General features: G+C 68.8%; 15 protein-coding genes, 1 rRNA gene and 2 pseudogenes. 8 read left to right on the top strand and 10 right to left on the bottom strand.

Annotation, left to right across the window (positions count from 1 at the left end; all coding sequences use genetic code 11):
• Together rrf and DEI91_RS14835 are read left to right on the top strand one after the other, a co-directional pair.
• Positions 1 to 102: ribosomal RNA gene (rrf, locus tag DEI91_RS14840) — 5S ribosomal RNA — on the top strand; the annotation flags it as partial.
• Positions 103 to 254: 152 nt separating this feature from the next.
• On the top strand, positions 255 to 1,187 hold the full coding sequence (locus DEI91_RS14835; RefSeq protein WP_111053034.1) for an NADP-dependent oxidoreductase: 933 nt from the start codon (positions 255 to 257) through the stop codon (positions 1,185 to 1,187).
• Here DEI91_RS14835 and DEI91_RS14830 read toward each other — a convergent pair.
• The 3 genes and pseudogenes from DEI91_RS14830 to DEI91_RS14820 form a co-directional block, all read right to left on the bottom strand.
• Positions 1,177 to 1,791, bottom strand: coding sequence for a very short patch repair endonuclease (locus DEI91_RS14830; protein WP_111053033.1), 615 nt, complete (start codon positions 1,789 to 1,791; stop codon positions 1,177 to 1,179). The genes DEI91_RS14835 and DEI91_RS14830 overlap by 11 nt on opposite strands.
• A gap of 70 nt (positions 1,792 to 1,861) precedes the next feature.
• A complete protein-coding gene (locus DEI91_RS14825) occupies positions 1,862 to 2,245 on the bottom strand; it encodes a DUF6188 family protein (RefSeq protein WP_111053032.1) in 384 nt (127 codons plus the stop codon).
• A 19-nt stretch (positions 2,246 to 2,264) separates the two neighbouring features.
• Positions 2,265 to 4,636, bottom strand: a pseudogene (locus tag DEI91_RS14820) (ABC transporter).
• Between the two features lie 235 nt (positions 4,637 to 4,871).
• Between DEI91_RS14820 and DEI91_RS14815 the strand changes: the two are divergent.
• The 6 genes from DEI91_RS14815 (at position 4,872) to DEI91_RS14790 (ending at position 8,306) form a co-directional block, all read left to right on the top strand.
• Complete coding sequence (locus DEI91_RS14815) at positions 4,872 to 5,087, top strand: DUF1653 domain-containing protein (protein ID WP_111053031.1); 216 nt, start codon at positions 4,872 to 4,874, stop codon at positions 5,085 to 5,087.
• A gap of 345 nt (positions 5,088 to 5,432) precedes the next feature.
• A complete protein-coding gene (locus DEI91_RS16055) occupies positions 5,433 to 5,708 on the top strand; it encodes a hypothetical protein (protein ID WP_146244318.1) in 276 nt (91 codons plus the stop codon).
• Between the two features lie 4 nt (positions 5,709 to 5,712).
• Positions 5,713 to 6,159 carry a hypothetical protein gene (locus DEI91_RS14805; RefSeq protein WP_111053029.1) on the top strand — a complete coding sequence of 149 codons (447 nt, stop codon included), beginning with the start codon at positions 5,713 to 5,715 and terminating at the stop codon, positions 6,157 to 6,159.
• A 173-nt stretch (positions 6,160 to 6,332) separates the two neighbouring features.
• Positions 6,333 to 7,166 carry a hypothetical protein gene (locus DEI91_RS14800; RefSeq protein WP_111053028.1) on the top strand — a complete coding sequence of 278 codons (834 nt, stop codon included), beginning with the start codon at positions 6,333 to 6,335 and terminating at the stop codon, positions 7,164 to 7,166.
• Positions 7,159 to 7,461 (top strand): hypothetical protein, encoded by a 303-nt coding sequence (locus DEI91_RS14795; protein WP_111053027.1) that lies wholly within the window; start codon positions 7,159 to 7,161, stop codon positions 7,459 to 7,461. The genes DEI91_RS14800 and DEI91_RS14795 overlap by 8 nt, the downstream gene beginning before the upstream one ends.
• A 14-nt stretch (positions 7,462 to 7,475) precedes the next feature.
• Entirely contained in the window at positions 7,476 to 8,306 is an 831-nt protein-coding gene (locus tag DEI91_RS14790) for a hypothetical protein (RefSeq protein WP_111053026.1), read from the top strand.
• Between the two features lie 163 nt (positions 8,307 to 8,469).
• Here DEI91_RS14790 and DEI91_RS14785 read toward each other — a convergent pair whose 3' ends face one another.
• The 7 genes and pseudogenes from DEI91_RS14785 to DEI91_RS14745 form a co-directional block, all read right to left on the bottom strand.
• A complete protein-coding gene (locus DEI91_RS14785) occupies positions 8,470 to 9,096 on the bottom strand; it encodes a response regulator transcription factor (protein WP_111053025.1) in 627 nt (208 codons plus the stop codon).
• A complete protein-coding gene (locus DEI91_RS14780) occupies positions 9,093 to 9,764 on the bottom strand; it encodes a sensor histidine kinase (RefSeq protein WP_111053024.1) in 672 nt (223 codons plus the stop codon). Before DEI91_RS14780 ends, DEI91_RS14785 begins: the two co-directional genes overlap by 4 nt.
• Before the next feature lie 3 nt (positions 9,765 to 9,767).
• Entirely contained in the window at positions 9,768 to 10,343 is a 576-nt protein-coding gene (locus DEI91_RS14775; protein WP_111053023.1) for a hypothetical protein, read from the bottom strand.
• 65 nt (positions 10,344 to 10,408) lie between these two features.
• Entirely contained in the window at positions 10,409 to 11,224 is an 816-nt protein-coding gene (locus tag DEI91_RS14770; protein ID WP_111053022.1) for an ABC transporter permease, read from the bottom strand.
• A gap of 3 nt (positions 11,225 to 11,227) precedes the next feature.
• Complete coding sequence (locus tag DEI91_RS16765; protein ID WP_111053021.1) at positions 11,228 to 12,061, bottom strand: ABC transporter ATP-binding protein; 834 nt, start codon at positions 12,059 to 12,061, stop codon at positions 11,228 to 11,230.
• A gap of 284 nt (positions 12,062 to 12,345) precedes the next feature.
• Positions 12,346 to 13,314 (bottom strand): annotated as a pseudogene (locus DEI91_RS16945) (winged helix-turn-helix domain-containing protein); the annotation flags it as partial.
• 1,122 nt (positions 13,315 to 14,436) lie between these two features.
• On the bottom strand, positions 14,437 to 16,125 hold the full coding sequence (locus DEI91_RS14745) for an AIPR family protein (RefSeq protein ID WP_181439636.1): 1,689 nt from the start codon (positions 16,123 to 16,125) through the stop codon (positions 14,437 to 14,439).
• Positions 16,126 to 16,175 lie beyond the last annotated feature (50 nt).

Here is a 16,175-nt window from a genome sequence, read left to right as displayed (position 1 = left end):
GAGAGGGAAACGCCCGGTCACATTCCGAACCCGGAAGCTAAGCCTCTCAGCGCCGATGGTACTGCAAGGGGGACCTTGTGGGAGAGTAGGACGCCGCCGGACTCCTTTTCAATGATCGAGCCCCTGACCGGGGTGAGTAGCAATGCTCATCCCGGTCAGGGGCTCTTTCGCGTACTCAGACGCGGTTTAGCTCGTTCGTGGCCGCGGTACAGGCGGCTGAACGCCCGGCACCGGACTCCGGGTAGACGGGAGACATGAAGGTCGTCGGAATAGAAACGTTCGGGGGGCCCCGCGCCCTCGCGGTCCACGAGGTCCCGGAGGTGCACGCCGGCGCTGGTTCGGTCCGCATCGCCGTCCGGGCGTTCGCGGTCAACCCCACGGACACCGGTGTGCGGTCGGGGGAGCGGGACAGCTCGAAGGCTTCCGCCCCGTACGCGCCGGGCATGGACGCCGCTGGTGTGATCGACGAGGTCGGCCCGGACGTCGAGGGGTGGTCGGTCGGTGACGAGGTGATGGCGATCGCGCTGCCGCTCAGCGGGCACGGCGGCGCGTACGTCGAGTACCTCGTCGCCCCGGTCGGGTCGTTCACGCGGATCCCGCGCGGCACCACGATCGAGGAAGCGTCGACCGTCCCGATGAACGGGCTCACCGCCATGCAGATGCTCGAGCTCGCCGGGCTCGAGCGCGGTCAGACCCTCGCCGTCACCGGCGCCGCCGGTCTGCTCGGCAACTACGTCGTCCAACTCGCCGAGGCTGCGGGCATCACCGTGATCGCGGACAGCTCCGAGAAGGACCAGCCACTCGTCCGGTCGCTCGGCCCCGACCACGTCGTGCCTCGCGGAGACGAGTTCGCCGCGTCCGTCCGGGCGATCGCGCCCGAGGGCGTCGACGCGCTGTTCGACTGCGCCCTGCAGCGTGAGGGGGTCGTCCCGGCGCTCCGCGATGGTGGCGCGTTCGTGGACGTGCGCGGGTGGGAGGGGAACGGTGCTCCCGGCATCCGCTTCGAGCGCGTGTTCGTGTTCAGCGAGTACCGGTCCTTCGACAAGCTCGAACGACTCCGCCACGGTGTCGAGGGCGGCACGATCGTGCCCCGGGTGGCCGAGGTCCTGCCGGCAGAGCGGGCGCCGGAGGCGCACGAACGGCTCGAGGCCGGTGGGACGCGCGGACGCTTCGTCCTCACCTGGTGACGCAACTGAGGTGACCACATGACGGACGGGAGGCTCGGCACCATCTGGTGTCGGGCCTCCCGTCCGTCGCGTGCGCGCCAGCGCGACGGGAGACCGCCGGCGGCGGACGCGGTTGACACGCGCGAGGCGTTTGCCGCAGCGTGCTGCGATCTGGCCCGTGCCGGTCCGGCCACGACGGGCCACGTGCGATGCGGTGCCAGCGGTCGAGTGCTGCCTCGATCGAGTCGGCAGCGGCCTGGACGTCGTCGTGCTCCCAGACGCGGATGACCTTCCAACCCTCGCTGCGGAGGACGGCGTCGTGCCAGGCATCGCGTTGCCGGTTCGCGAGCAGCTTGCGCCGCCACAGCTCGGCGTTGGCCTTGGGTAGGTGAGCGTGCTCCTCGCACCAGTGCCAGAAGCAGCCGTCGACGAACACCGCGACGCGCGCGCGAGGGAAGACGAGGTCGGCCCGCGCCCGGGTCCGGATGCTGATCCGGCGGTCGACGAAGAACCGTCGGCCGCGGGCGTGGAGCGTGCGGCGCAGGGCGAGCTCCGGCGCGGTGTCCCGGCGGCCGAAACGGGCCATGTGCCGGCTGCGCTCCTCGTCGGCGTCCCAGTGCTGCATGCGATGACGGTAGCGAGGGGGCCCCGCCGGACGAGACCGGACCGAGGGACCTGTGGAGAACCCAGAGCCGTCAGCGGCTGGGGAGCCAGATGGCGACACCGCCGCCAGGGAGCCCGATCAGCCGTGACCCTGCCGCGGTGTGGACGTGCCACGACTCGTACTCGGGGTCGGTGCCGACGGTGAGGAACGTGCCGCCGACGAACCCGATCACCAGGACGTCGGAGTCGACCCGGGCGCGGTCCACGGTGTCGTGCAGCAGGCGGAGGGCGCCTCCGAGGGAGTCGTGGTCCTCCGGGTCGTGGACGGTCACGGAGCCGTCGGCGAGCGTCAGGGTGAACGGGGTCTCGATCGACACCGATGTGCCGGTCGAGAAGCGCAGGTCGAGCTGGTGACTGATCGTGATCGCGTCGAGGGTCGCTCCGACGAGGTCGAGCGGGACGTCGGCAGCGGTCACGTCCGGTCCGTGATGGGGCTCACCCCTCGAGTTCGGCGCGGAGGTACGGGGCGGTGCGGCTCTCCGTCGAGGCAGCGACCTCGGCCGGGGTGCCCGCCGCCACGACTCGGCCGCCGGCGTCGCCGCCGCCCGGGCCCATGTCGATGACGTGGTCGGCGGCCGCGACGACGGACATCGCGTGCTCGACCACGACGACCGTGTTGCCCGCGTCGGTCAAGCGGGACAGCTGCTCGGTGAGGCGCTCGACGTCGGCCGGGTGGAGGCCCGTGGTCGGCTCGTCCAGCAGGTACAGCGTGTGGCCGGCACGGGCGCGTTGGAGTTCGGTCGCGAGCTTGATGCGCTGTGCCTCGCCGCCGGACAACTCCGGTGCGGGCTGTCCGAGTCGGAGGTAGCCGAGGCCGACCTGCTGCAGGGCGTCCAAAGCACGTGCGGCGGCGGGGAGGTCGGCGAGGAACGGTGTGGCCGAGTCCACGGTCATGCCGAGGACGTCGGCGATCGTCGCGCCGTCGAGGCGGACCTCGAGCGTCTCGTCGTTGTAGCGGGAGCCGTGGCACTCCGGGCACGGCGCCCAACTGCCCGGCAGGAACAGCAGCTCGACGGACACCGAGCCCTCGCCCTGGCACACCTCGCACCGTCCGCCGACGACGTTGAACGAGAACCGTCCGGCCGTCCACCCGCGGGCCTTCGCGTCGTCGGTCGCCGCGAATGCCGCGCGCACCGCGTCGAACAGGCCCGTGTAGGTGGCGAGGTTCGAGCGGGGTGTGCGGCCGATGGGCTTCTGGTCGACCTCGACCACGCGGCTGACCAGCGGATGGTCGGCGGCCTGCTCCGCGAGGACGCCGCCGACCAGCGACGACTTGCCGGAGCCGGACACCCCGGTGACCGCGGTGAGCACGCCGAGCGGCACGTCGACGTCGAGACCGCGGAGGTTGTGCTGTATGACGCCCCGCAGTTCCAGGGTGCCGATCCGTTGCCGAGGAGGGCGGGCCTCCAGGCCGGAGGCACGTGGCTGCAGGAAGCGGCGGGTGACCGACGCCTCGACGTCGGCGAGGCCGTCGACCGGGCCGCTGTAGAGGACGGTGCCGCCGGCGGAGCCGGCACCGGGGCCGACGTCGACGATCCAGTCCGCCTGTCGGACGATGCGCATGTCGTGCTCGACGACGAAGACGCTGTTGCCGCTCGCGCGGAGGTCCTCGAGCACCTGGACGAGCGGCTCGGCGTCGGCCGGGTGGAGGCCCGCGCTCGGCTCGTCGAGGACGTAGACGACGCCGAACAGGCCGCTCCGCAGCTGCGTCGCGATGCGGAGGCGCTGCATCTCCCCTGGGGAGAGCGTCGGGGTGGCGCGATCGAGGCTGAGGTAGCCGAGGCCGAGTCCGGTGAGCACCTCCACCCGGCCGAGGAGGTCACGCGCGATGGTCACGGCGACCTCGGTGCGCTCACCCGACGACGTGCGGGACATGGCCGCCGTGGCGTCGGTCAGCTCCGCGGTCGGCCGGAGCAGCTCGGCGACGCCGGACAGCGGCAGGGCGTTGAGTTCGGCGATCGTCCGGCCGCCGAACGTGACCGCGAGGGCCGCTCGGGTCAGCCCGGTGCCGCCGCAGAGCGAACACGGACCGGACTCGACGAACTGCAGGACCTTGTTGCGCTGCGTCTCGCTCTGCGAATCGGCGAGGGTGTGCAGCACGAACTGGCGGGCGCTCCAGAACTTCCCCTTGTAGGGCTTCGCGACGCGGTCCCGTTTCGGGTGCACCTCGACGACCGGCTGCTCCTCGGTGAAGAGGAGCCAGTCGCGGTCCTCCTGCGGCAGCTCGCGCCACGGCCGCTCGATGTCGTAGCCGAGGCCGGCCGTCACGTCGCGGAGGTTCTTCCCTTGCCACGCGCCCGGCCAGGCCGTGATCGCCCCGTCGCGATGCTCAGCGACGGGTCGCGGACGGCGGAGGCCTCGGTCACCTCGTGTGCGATGCCGAAGCCGTGGCAGCGTGGGCAGGCCCCGGCGACCGTGTTCGGGGAGAACGAGTCCGAGTACAGCTGCTCGGCGCCCTCCGGGTAGGTGCCGGCGCGGGAGTAGAGCATCCGGGTCGAGTTGCTCAGCGTCGTCAGCGTGCCGACGGTCGACCGGGAGCTCGGGGCACCGCGGCGCTGCTGCAGGGCGACGGCCGGCGGGAGGCCCGTGATCGAGTCGACGTGCGGGGTCGAGCCCTGCGCGATGAGCCGGCGGGCGTACGGGGCGACGGACTCGAGGAAGCGGCGCTGGGCCTCGGCGAAGACCGTGCCGAAGGCGAGGCTCGACTTGCCGGAGCCGGAGATGCCGGTGAAGGCGACGATGCGGTCGCGGGGAATGTCGACGTCGACGTCGCGGAGGTTGTTCTCGCGGGCGCCGCGGACGCGGATGAAGTCGTCGCGCGTGGTGTCGTCCGCGCCGGCAGCGGTGCCGGGACCGGCGGTGGCGCCGGGACGGGCGGTGACTTCGCGGCCGGCAGCGGCGTCGAGGACCGCGATCTCGTCAGGAGCGGTGGTCGAGGTGCGGGTCGTGCGGGGAGCGGGCATCCGTTCGAGCCTAGGCGGGTTGATGCGGGGCGGTGATGGGGCGGGCCCGGCCCTGTCGGGTCGCTCTAGCATCGGAGACATGACCAGCGACGTGAAGCCCGGCCGGTACCGCCACTTCAAGGGCGGGGAGTACGAGGTCGTGCTCGTCGCGAAGGACGTCGAGACCGAGGATCCGGTGGTCGTGTACCAGGCGCTGTACGGGGAGCGGGGGCACTGGGTGCGGTCCCTGACGGACTTCACGGCGCACGTCTCGCGTGACGGGTACGAGGGGCCGCGGTTCGTGCCGATCGGGTAGAGCGATCGGAGACGCGACCCGCGGAGCGTACCCGACGAGGGTCCGCAGAAATGGGGACTAGCAAGCACCGGCTGTCATGTGGAGTATCAGTTCCAGCGGGAAGGGCCCGCCGGAAAGGACCTCATGAAGAAGCAGATCACGCTCACAGCCGTCGGCGTCGGACTCGTCACGTGCCTTGTCTGCCAGCCCATCGCGGCGACGGCGGCCAGCACGCCCACGTACGCCGTGCCGAGCTCGTCCGACCGCGCTGCACGATCCCACGGCTTGAGCTCGGTGGAGTGGGGTGCCCTTGCTCGGCAGGCGGAAGCCGTCGGAGACACGGCAGGAGCGTCAGCCTCACGAGCGATGGCTGCACGGAGCACCTCCACCGCCACTGCCAGCGGCGGTGAGCGCAACATCTGGTCGACTCTGGCCAAGAAGGCGCTCCTGCAGGTGCTCCGTTACGGCATCAACAAGGTGCCCGCAGCGATCCGTCCGTACGTGAGCAAGATCATCGGGGTCGTCGAGGACCTCGAGCAGTTCCAGCAAGCGGCGGTCGTCACCGCGCTCGTCCACGCCGGTGTCCCCGCAGACGTAGCCGCGGCCACAGCGCATTGGATCGTCGTATTCCTCGGGCTCTGAACCGATGGGCCCGAAGTCATCCCTTCCGCCGCTCGGCTCCGGCGGGAAACTGGTCCTCATCGCGTTCCTCGGGGCCTCGGTCTTCGTCGTCACCGCTCCGTTGGTGATCGGTGTGGCTTCGGTGGCGCTCATCCCCGTCCTCGGCGGTCTCCGAGCGGGAGTGTCGCCGGTCACCGTCGCGGGATGGTTGATGGTCACGGTGGTGCTGGCGATCTGGTTCGGAGGTCCGCTCGAACGGGTCTCGAGGCGGCCGTTCGGCAGCTGCCACTGGGCAGGGGCCATCGCAGCGGAGGCCACGTCGCTCGCCTTCCTGTGGTTGCTGCTCCTGCCGATCCTGGCCAGCGGATGGTCTGCGTTGCTGGCCGCCAGCATCGGTGTCGTCCTCTACAAGTGCGCGGAACCGCTCCTCGACCGGTGGGCGCGCGAGGAGCGTGCTGACGGCGAGAGGTGACCGGGCGACCGAGTTCGCCGGGACGAGATGGGACGGACGGACGGACGGACGGGAGGCGCGGTGCGGGCGGGTGCTGTGCCTCCCGTCCAATGCCTGCGGACGGGAGGCAGGTGGCGGGCTGGCGGCGCGCCTCCCGGTCGGTCGGTACGGTGGGTGCGGGGAACGGGGGATGGATGGTCGACGACAACGTGTGGTCGCCGCCGAGGCGGCGGAACGGCATCCGGTGGATCGTGGCGAGTGGGGTGCTGCTGCCCGCCGGGTGGATCGCGTGGCTGCTCGTCGCGCTCGACGGGTACAGCGGTGCCGGGAACTCGACGCACTCGCTCGCGGCGCAGACGACGGGGAGCATCTTCGTCACGGTCGTGTGTGCGGGTGTGCCGCTGACGGGCGTGGTCGTGCTGCTGGTGCAGCGTCGGCGGAACCGGTCGGTCACGCTCGTCGGGCCGGTGGCGTGCGCGGTGTTTGCCGTCCTCGCGGCGGGGACGCTCGGGTACCCGACGGTGGGGGTGGCCGAGACCTCCGCTGCGGATGCGGAGCGCCGTGCGCAGCCGCTCACCGCGCTCGAGACGAGCAGGACGCAGGCGGAGGCGGAGCAGGACCTCGCGGCGGTCGGGGAGCGCGCGGTGCGCGCGCTGGGGGAGGACGTCCGCCCCGGGGACGTCGAACAGTTCACGCGCGGATGCCCGCTGTCGAACCTGCAGCGGGGCACGGAGTACACGTGGCGGTGGCAGGTGCCCTCGGACCCGGAGGACGAGCAGCAGACCGACGCGGAGCGGGAGGCCGATCAGCTGCCGGACGACGAGGTCGACCGGCGGCTGGCTCCGGTCCGCCAGGTGTTCCGCGATGCGGGGCTCCGGGACACCGACCCGCACGGCTGGCACATCCGCGCGCTCGGAGACGATTGGCTCGCGGAAGCGAACGCGAGCGTGACCAAGGAGTCGGGCGACGTGATGGTGGAGACGACCTGTCTGGCGGGAGGGCCCGGCGACGGGTACGACGATGAGTGAGCCGGACGTGACCGCGCTCCCGGGTCGGGGGTCGACCAGCGTGTGGGTCGCGCTCGCGGTGGCGGCAGCGTGCACCGTGTACGAACTGCTCGCCGGCGCGCTCGTGGAGTCAACGGGGCTCGGGTTCGTGCCGCTGCTGTTGGTCGTGCCGCTGTACCTCGTGGCGATCCTGCTGCTCGTGTGGGTCGGGCAGCAGGGTGTCCGGGCGGCGAGGACACTGGCGATCGCCGTGGGGATCGTGCTCGCGGTGTCGCTGCCGATCGCGGTGATCGTGGCGATCAGGACGTGGAACTGAGTCGAGGGGGAAGCATGGCGGAGGACGACGAGACCGCGGGCGGCGGTGCGCCGCAACACCGGCACCGCACGCACGGCGGCGGCTGGATCGCGGGTGGCATCGTCGCGCTGTTCGTCGGCTGGTGGTTGGCACTGGCGTCGATCCTGTCGACCGCAGGACCGTGGTCGAGCCGCTGGTCGGACGGGGGCATGATGCTCGCCTACGCGATCGCTGCAGCGCTCGGGTTCGGGGTACCGCTCTGCGGCTTCGTGAGTCTTCGTCGAGAGGCGCGTGCCGGCCGTTCGGTCAGCCTCGTCGGTCCGACCGGGTGTCTGCTCCTCATGGCGCTCGGAGGCGTCACGCTCCTGCCGCTGCCCTTCAGCCAGGGGGTGTCCATGGCGTCCGACGCTGCTGAGCGTGCGCAGCCCCCGACCGACGGGGAGACGGCCCGGACGATCCCGGAGGCGCAGGAGGAGTTGCGCGTGCTCGGCGACCGTGTCGTCGCGTCGATGGGCCGGGACAGCTCGGCTCCGGCGGCGGACGTCGAGACAGACTCCTGCCGATTGGACAACCACGACACGGGCACGATGGTCCGCTACTCGTGGTGGTACGACGGCGGATCAGCCTCGGCGTCCCCGTCCCCGTCTGGAGCGGCGTCCGACGCCGAAGGTACCCGGATGAGCGAGCCCGCACTCCGTCTGCTGCAGGACGAGGGCTACGAGCTGTACCAGCGGTACGACGGTGGTGGCGGCTACCTCTTCGTGCCGGACGACTGGCACGGCGGGGCGATGATCGGGCAGCGCGCCGAGGACGTCTTGCTGGAGAGCGGATGTCTGGTCGACCCGAACGCGGTCGACGAGGAGTGAGCCGCTCAGCCCGCGGTTGATCGTGTTCGCTCGTGCAACGTGCGCTGGATGTGCTCGGTCCGCCGCGGGGAGAGCGAAGGCGTTGCAGGTCGAGGGGCGACGCTCCGTGCCGATCGTGGACTGGAGCCTTGATCACGGCCAGGACGACGCCGTGGCCGCAGGGTCAGGGGAGGAGGCCCAGCTCCATCGCGCGGGTCACGGCACGAGTGCGGTCGTTGACGCCGAGCTTCTCGAAGACGTGGCCGAGGTGGGTCTTCACCGTGGTCTCGCTGAGGAACAGGACGCGGCCGATCGCCGGGTTGCTGTTGCCCTGCGCGACGAGGCGCAGGACGTCGAGTTCGCGCGGTGTCAAGGACGGGCCCGTCGGTGCGGCGCCGACAGCACGGCGGACCAGGGCGGCAGCCGCTGACGGGGCGAGGGCGGTCTCACCCCGGGCGGTGGCGCGGACGCCGGCGAGGATCTCGGACTCTGGGGCTGCCTTCAGCAGGTAGCCCGTCGCGCCGGCCTCGATCGCGGCCAGGATCTGGTCGTCGGACTCGTACGTGGTGAGGATGAGGACGCGGACGTCGGGTGCCGCGGCGAGGATCTCGGCGGTCGCCGCGTCGCCGTCGAGTACCGGCATCCGGAGGTCCATGAGGACCACGTCGGGACGCTCGGCCAGCACGAGGGACACCGCTGCTGCGCCGTCCGCGACCTGACCGACGACGTCGATGTCGTCGGCGGCCTGCAGGAGCGCGACAATCCCTGACCGGACGATGGGGTGGTCGTCCGCGACGACGACGCGGATCACTGGGTGACCGCCGTTGCAGAGCCGAGGTCTCGCGCCGCTCCGCTTCGCATGTCCGGTTCGGTCGCGGGCTCGCTCGATCCGCCCTGCACGGGTGCGGCGGTCGGGAGGGTCGCCGTCACGACCGTGCCACGCCCGGGTGCGCTGTCGATCGTGCAGGTGCCGCCGGCGAGGGCAAGCCGGTCGCGCAGACCACGCAGGCCGTGACCGGCGGACGGGACGGCGGGATCGAAGCCGACGCCGTCGTCGATCACCCGCAGAACGGTCTGCTCGGGCTCGTGGAGCAGCTCGACCCGCACCGAGGCGGAGGCCGCGTGCGCGCGGACGTTGGCGAGGGTCTCCTGGGCGACGCGCAACAGCACGACCTGCGCGTCGCGGTCGAGCGCGATCTCTGCTGCGACGACGGCGACGGGCGTGCCGGTCTCGCGGGTGTGGCGCTCGCCGAGGCGGTGCAGCGCTCCAGCGAGGCTGTCGTGGGTGGCGCCGGCAGCGCCGGCAGCGACGAGGACGCGGGACTCTTCAAGGGCGGCACGGGCGGACTCCTCGAGGATCGTGAGCTGTTCCTCGAGGGCGTCGGGGCGGTCGTCGGCGAGGTCGTTCCGTGCCCGCTCGGTGAGCATGACGATGCCGGCGAGGTTCTGCGCGACGGTGTCGTGGATCTCGCGGGCCAGGCGCTAGCGTTCGCTCGCGATGCCCGCGGCACGGTTCGCATCGGCGAGGGAGTCCTGCGTGGCATGGAGCTCGACGAGCAGTTGGCGGCGTTCTTCAGCGAGGGTGGCGACCCGGGTCATCCAGATGCCGATCGCGCAGGAGCCGACGACGCTGACGACCTCGATGAGGAGCGTGCCGGCCAGGGAATCGGGGCCGCCGGAGACCTGCAGGCCGATCCCGCTCGCGAGACCGACCACCGCCGTGAGGGCGACGGCGATCCGCACGCGTTCGACCTGCGTCCACACGAGCGGGAACACGATGCACTGCACGAAGGCCGTGGTCGGTACGACGGCAGGGAGCACGAACGCGGCCGCGATCGCGATCGGCAGGAACGCAGCTGCTGCCCGCGGACGGTCATACCCGCGCCGGCCGTACACGACGTACGCCACGGTGAGGACCGCCAGCGCAGCGAACGCCGGCCAGCGGGCCGGCCACGGCGACCGCGCGGCGACCGCGATGACACCGGTCAGCACGACCGTGCCCGAGAAGAACGCATGCAGCCAGACGCTGTTGCGCGTCCGGGGCTGCGTGTCGGTCATGGCGACAGCCTCCCATGCCTCCGGCTGTCGAAGCGGGTTGTCCACAGCCCTGCTGGCCGCCATCGTCAGCCGTCCTTCCGGTTCCACCGGAACGTCAGCGCGCAGACGACCAGGCCGAGGACCAGCCACGCTGCCAGGACGAGGGCTCCGAGGCCGAGTTGCCACGAGCCTCCCGGCTCGGCGGACGCGAACGCGTCCGGCAGGAAGACGGACCGCATGCCGGAGGCCATCCACCGGAGCGGGAACGCGCTCGCGATGCCCTGCAACCAGTCGGGCAGCTGCATGAAGGGCAGGTAGACGCCCGAGATGAACTGCAGCACCAGGACGATGGGGACGATCGTGGCGGTGGCGCGTCGACCCTCGCGGGGGAGCGCGGAGATCGCGATCCCGAGGACGCTGCTGGTCGCGATGCCGAGGAGGAACACGCCGGCGAAGGTGCCCCAGCGGCTCGCGTCCGTCGGGAGTGTCACCCCGAACAGGAGGCTCGACACGGCCAGCAGGATCGCCGTCTGCACCAGCGTGGTCACCAGGACCATGCCGATCTTGCCGATGAAGTAGGACAGGACGGGGAGGGGTGTCCCGCCGAGGCGCTTCAGAGTGCCGTCGCTGCGCTCGCCGGCGATGTCGACGCCGAGCGCTTGCGTGCCGGAGAGGAGGATGCCCGTCGCGACGAGGCCGGGAAGGTAGTACGTGGCGTAGTCGACGCTCGCCGTCCCGGCCTGGATGTCGCTCGAGCTGGCGAACGCGACCGAGAACAGCGCGAGCATGACGACGGGGAACAGGAACGTGAAGAAGACGGAGTCTGGGGCGCGGAAGTAGGAGCGAATCTCGTAGGTGATGCGGGCGGTACCGAGGGTCAGGGTGTTCGGGATCGTCGTCATGGTTCAGGCCACCATCTCGAGGTAGACGTCCTCGAGGGACGGACGGATGACTTCCAGGTCGTGCATCGGAGTGGCCGTGCTCCGGATGCGGTCCTGCGGGTGGTCGGTGCGTTCCTCGTGCTGGGTGCCGTCGGCGTCGCGCCAGCGGATGCGGGGACGTCGGGCGTCCGGCCCGCCGAGCTCGTCGATCGGTGCCAGTGCTCGGAGTTCACCGTTCGCGATGACGGCGGCTCGGTCGGCGAGGTGCGCGGCCTCGTCGAGGTAGTGCGTCGTCAGGAGGACCGTGGTGCCCTCGCGCTTGATGCCGTTGACGAGGTCCCAGAACCGGCGACGGGCCTCCGGGTCGAAGCCCGTCGTCGGTTCGTCGAGGAACAGGACCTCTGGCCGGCCGATCACGCCGAGAGCGACGTCGACGCGACGGCGCTGCCCACCGGACAGGCGGCTGACCCGGGTGTTGCGCTGGGCCTCCAGGTCGGTCGCGGTGAGGAGCTCCTCGGTGCTGCGGCTGCGGGGGTAGAGCGAGCCGAAGTGGGTGAGCTGCTCGGCGACGGTGACGTTCGGGGACTCGGAACTGGTCTGCAGGACGATGCCGATGCGGGCCTTGTGCTCGCGCGTCGGGCGGCCTGGGTCGGTGCCGAGGACGCGGACCTGGCCGGAGGTGCGGGAGCGGAAGCCCTCGAGGATCTCTACCGTCGTCGACTTGCCGGCGCCGTTCGGGCCGAGGAGGGCGACGGTCTCGCCGCGGGCGATCGTGAGGGAGAGGTCGGAGACGGCGGTGTGGCCGGTGGGGTAGCGCTTGGTGAGGTTGCGGACCTCGATGGCGGGGGTGTCGGGCATGGGTCCAGCCTCGCGGGAGGGCAGGGCTGGGGGATCGGGGGAGCGGGTGGAGACGGGTCCTCCGATCGGAGGATGTTTCCGTACGACATCGCGGACCATCGCCTCCAGGCGTCCCCGAGAGCCTCCGTGCTGGGTTGGAGCGGGAGGTGAGTGAGATCGCTCCTGACCACCTGCAACTGGCCCGAGTCCCGCGTAGCGCCAAATACGACTTTGGTCGTTAGGGGCTCGAAGGCGAACCATCCCGCGTCGTACATGCGGTGGTGATTACTGCAGAGCGGCAGGCCGTTTCGGGCATCGTCGGAGCCCTGCAGCGCCTTTGCGCGGATGTGGGCTGCTTCGATGACCGGCTCTGCGTCGAGGTCGCACACGGCGCAACGAGCGCCGTAGCGCTGCAGGACCGCGAACGCGAATCGCGCTTGATTCGGCCTTGCCTTGCGTCGCTGCCATCGAGTCTCGACGTCATCTACGACAAGTTCGAACTCGTTGTCCTCATTGGTCTTGGGCTCCGGCGGCAGCGGATCGTCATCTAGGAACGTGATTAGTGCGGAGCCACGTATAAGGTCGACACTCTCGACGACCGCACGACGAACCGACCGGGACGCCGGTCGCGCAGCCGGGAGGATCGCGAACACCGGCATTGCCAGTTCGTAGGCACGGACGGTTGCTGCGATCTCCGCCTGATCCCGACCTTCGCGGGTCGTCCGTGGCAGCCGGTAACTGACCCCGTGGGGGTTGCGTTCGTTGGCGTAGACTTCGCCGAGATCGAGGAAAGAGACAGCGATGCCGGCGGGGGCGATTGCACTCTTAGTCATGGGCACGTCAACATAGATGCCACGGCCGCCCGATCGCAGGTGTAACGATCCGAGTTCCCTCGAGAGAACATCGCCCGGAGCTCCCGCAGCCTTCGCGGCAACCCACATCTCCTCCCGACGTTGAATCTCTGCGTTCCGAGCTGCGAGTCGCGGTAGATCCACCCGAGAGAGATCGAAGCCATCGGTTAACGCCCAGATGCCGTCGGAACGAGCCTGCAACAACCCACGCTCCACCAGCCGTTGCCGTTCGAAGCTGACGCGATTCCGCCACTTAGTTTCAAACTGTCTGGTGTTTTGAGGCGAGCGGTCCTCTTCCGTCCATTGGCCGGCGTAGAGCGTTTCGAGTGCGTCCAGTGCCTGGGCCCGCTTCGAGGAGCCTCCCACACCAGCTAGGTACGTCAGGAGCCGGTCTCGAAGCGTGGCGTGGGAAGTGAGGGGCACTCTTACATCTTGCCTGTTATGTCATCAGGCGGCAGCACGTAGAGAACGCACCTCCGACGCGACACGGCAGGACTGTAGCGAACGGCGGGCCGGTAGGTCGCGCCTTACATCGAGCAACGTGCTCATATCGGCAGGACGCAGGTCCTCGGAGCCGAGATGTCCGAACGGACCGAGGCCCTCGCCGTCCACGAGGTATCGGAGCCGCGCGCCGAGCGGATCCGGTGCAGGCGTTCGCCGTGATCCCGACCGACACGGTCGTCCGTGCATGGACGTGCATGGACGTGCATGGACGTGCCCGGCGTGATCGACGAGATCGGGCCCGACGTCACCCGATGGCAAGTCGGCGACGAGGTCGTGGCAATGGCGCTGCTGCTCAGGGCCCACGATGGCGCCTTCGTGCAGGAGCTCGTCGCGCCGGTGAGGTCGTTCACGCGAAACCCTCGTGGGACCTCGATCGAGGCTGCGGCGACCGTGCCCATAAACGGCTGCCCGCGTCGCAGATCATGTGGCACGCCTCACTCTCACCGGGACAGGCGCTCGCCGTGACCGGGGCCGCGGGGCTGCTCGGAACTGCGTGGTGCCGCTGGTGAACCGTGGTCGCGGGCGCTGCTCCGGCGGACGAAGCGCTCGGTCGGTAGCTCGGGCCGGACCATGTGGTGCCGCGAGATGCTTCATGCGCTTCGGCCGTCCGTGAGCTCGTGCCGGACGGGACCTATGCGCTCGCCGATGCTGCTGTGCCGCCGGACGAGGTGGTCGACGTCGTTCGCGACGGGCGAGTCTTCAACGACGTACGGGGGTGGCAGGGCAACGAGGCTCGGGGATCGAGTTCGTGCAGGTGACGGTGTTCTCGGAGTACCAGTCGTTCGACGAGCTGAAGCAGCTGCGGCACGCGCTGGAGGGCCGGACGTCTACGCCGCGGGTGGCGGAGGTGCTGCCGGCCGTGCGGGCTTCGGCGGCGCACGAGCGGTTGGAAGCTGGGGGACGCGGGGCGGTTCGTGCTCACTCGGTGAGTTGATGCTGGAATGGAGGAGAAGGAGGCGCGGGGCCGGGTGGTGCCGCGCCTCCTCTCGCTCACGGTAAGCGTTTGCCCGCCGCATCCAGAACTATGGCGAAAGATGCGAATCAGACCGGCGCAATGTTGAACAGATATTCCTCATCGCGGTCACCCATCCAACGGCCCAACATCGTGACCCTTGTTTGGAGAGGGCTCACGCCCTGCTGGCTTTTGAAAACCGTCTTCGCGTCGAAATCGAGACCTTGCTCGCCGGCCAACTTTTGTTGATCGTCAACGTACGCGTTCAAATGAGTCACTACTTCGCGCGTCAAGGAAATCAGCTTGTCCCGTACGGCATCTTCTCGTCCCGGGATCCACCTCGCAGGGTCGTTTATCAATCCTATGCCATGAGCCGACAACCGAAGAAGGTCGGTAGTTAGCGAGGCAAGAGTGAACTTTACAGAGGCGAAGGAGGAGCGCAATTCGCCCTTCAGGTCGTCTCGAGCCGCCTCAACAGCGGCATTGAGCAGAAAGAGGAAACGTAGAGAGTATGCCGTGATGTCCTGCTTGAAAACCTCATGATAGTCCTCGTCAAACAAGCGAACCTTTCGTACGGCGGCCCATGGACGTTGGCGGAGGACTGCAACAATGAGCTGCGCTGCCAAGGTGTTGTCCAGAACTTCGAGATTAGTCGTCAGTTCCCCAGTCTTGATGACGTACGCAAATGTTCCGGAGAAGGTTTTGGTGACTTGGCGCTTCAGATCGAGTTGCGTTGTGTCTGTTGACCGCTGATCCCGCATATTGACCGCATTTTGATTATTCGCGCGGTAGGTGATCGTGTCGCTCAGGTTGCTACCCGCACTCGGGAGTTCGACAATTTTGACCAACAACTTCAATGAATCGGAGAGCGACTTTTCGGCCTTATGCAGGGCGAGCATAGACTGGCAGCCGTTGACTACACTCACGGAATTCAGCTTTATGGTTCTCCCGCGCGCGGCAAGCCCCAATGTGAGCATCGTTATGCCATTGTGCGCTGCGGGAAATATATCGTGCTCAGCAGCGTTATCCACTGTCTCTGCAAGTTCACGATTGATCCTGGTGTTGCCAGCGGAGAGGCGAACGTTACGACTGAACAGCGTCATGTCGGCGATTCCTGGAAGGTTTAGTAGCTCCTTGGCTGGAATCAGAGCGACAGCGAGTTTCGCTTTGCCTCCGAGATCGTCGATTATTGGGGCAGTGGTCGCGCGGAGCGTTACTCGCTCGGGCCGCATACCTTCCCGCCGTACCCGTTCCGCCACAGCTGCAAGTCGAGTCTGATCCCACACATCGAGACTTGGCTCCTGAGTGACCATCGCATCGACGTAGCCGTCCCCGGAGCTGTCAAGGAGCGAATTGGTCACATAAACGAGGCGTTTGACTCGATACCCTTGAGCCACCTTGGATTGGACGTCGTTTCGAAGTAGAAGGCGGCGGAGCTCGTCGCGAGGCTTGCTTTCCAAAAGCCCTCGAACGGTCTCCTCCGACGCAAAATATTGAGCAGCTCCCACAAAATGCTTTAGATCCTTGTCTCCTTGCGTCTTTGAAGGAGAATCCATGCGCTTAGCTTGATAGATGGTTATTTCAGATTCGCTGTCATTCACCACGAGTGCGTCGATGCCTTTGTCGCCGTTCCCGTCGCAAATGTAGTCCGAAATATACTCGTCGTCTAGGCGCTCGACATTGCGTAGGTACCAAGCGAGCATGGCTGTACTGTCTGTTCTGTTGCCGATCTTGTGGGGAGCGAAGTCTTCATTGAGGGCATCCCAAGCTGTAGTCACTCAGTGAGTAAAACACAGGTTCTGGTGACGCAGGACCGATGGCCCGCATA

This window comes from Curtobacterium sp. MCBD17_032 (assembly GCF_003234855.1).
Classification (GTDB): Bacteria; Actinomycetota; Actinomycetes; order Actinomycetales; family Microbacteriaceae; genus Curtobacterium.
The sequence above is the reverse complement of the archived record's forward strand: the minus strand, read 5'-3'. Positions and strand labels throughout refer to the sequence as shown.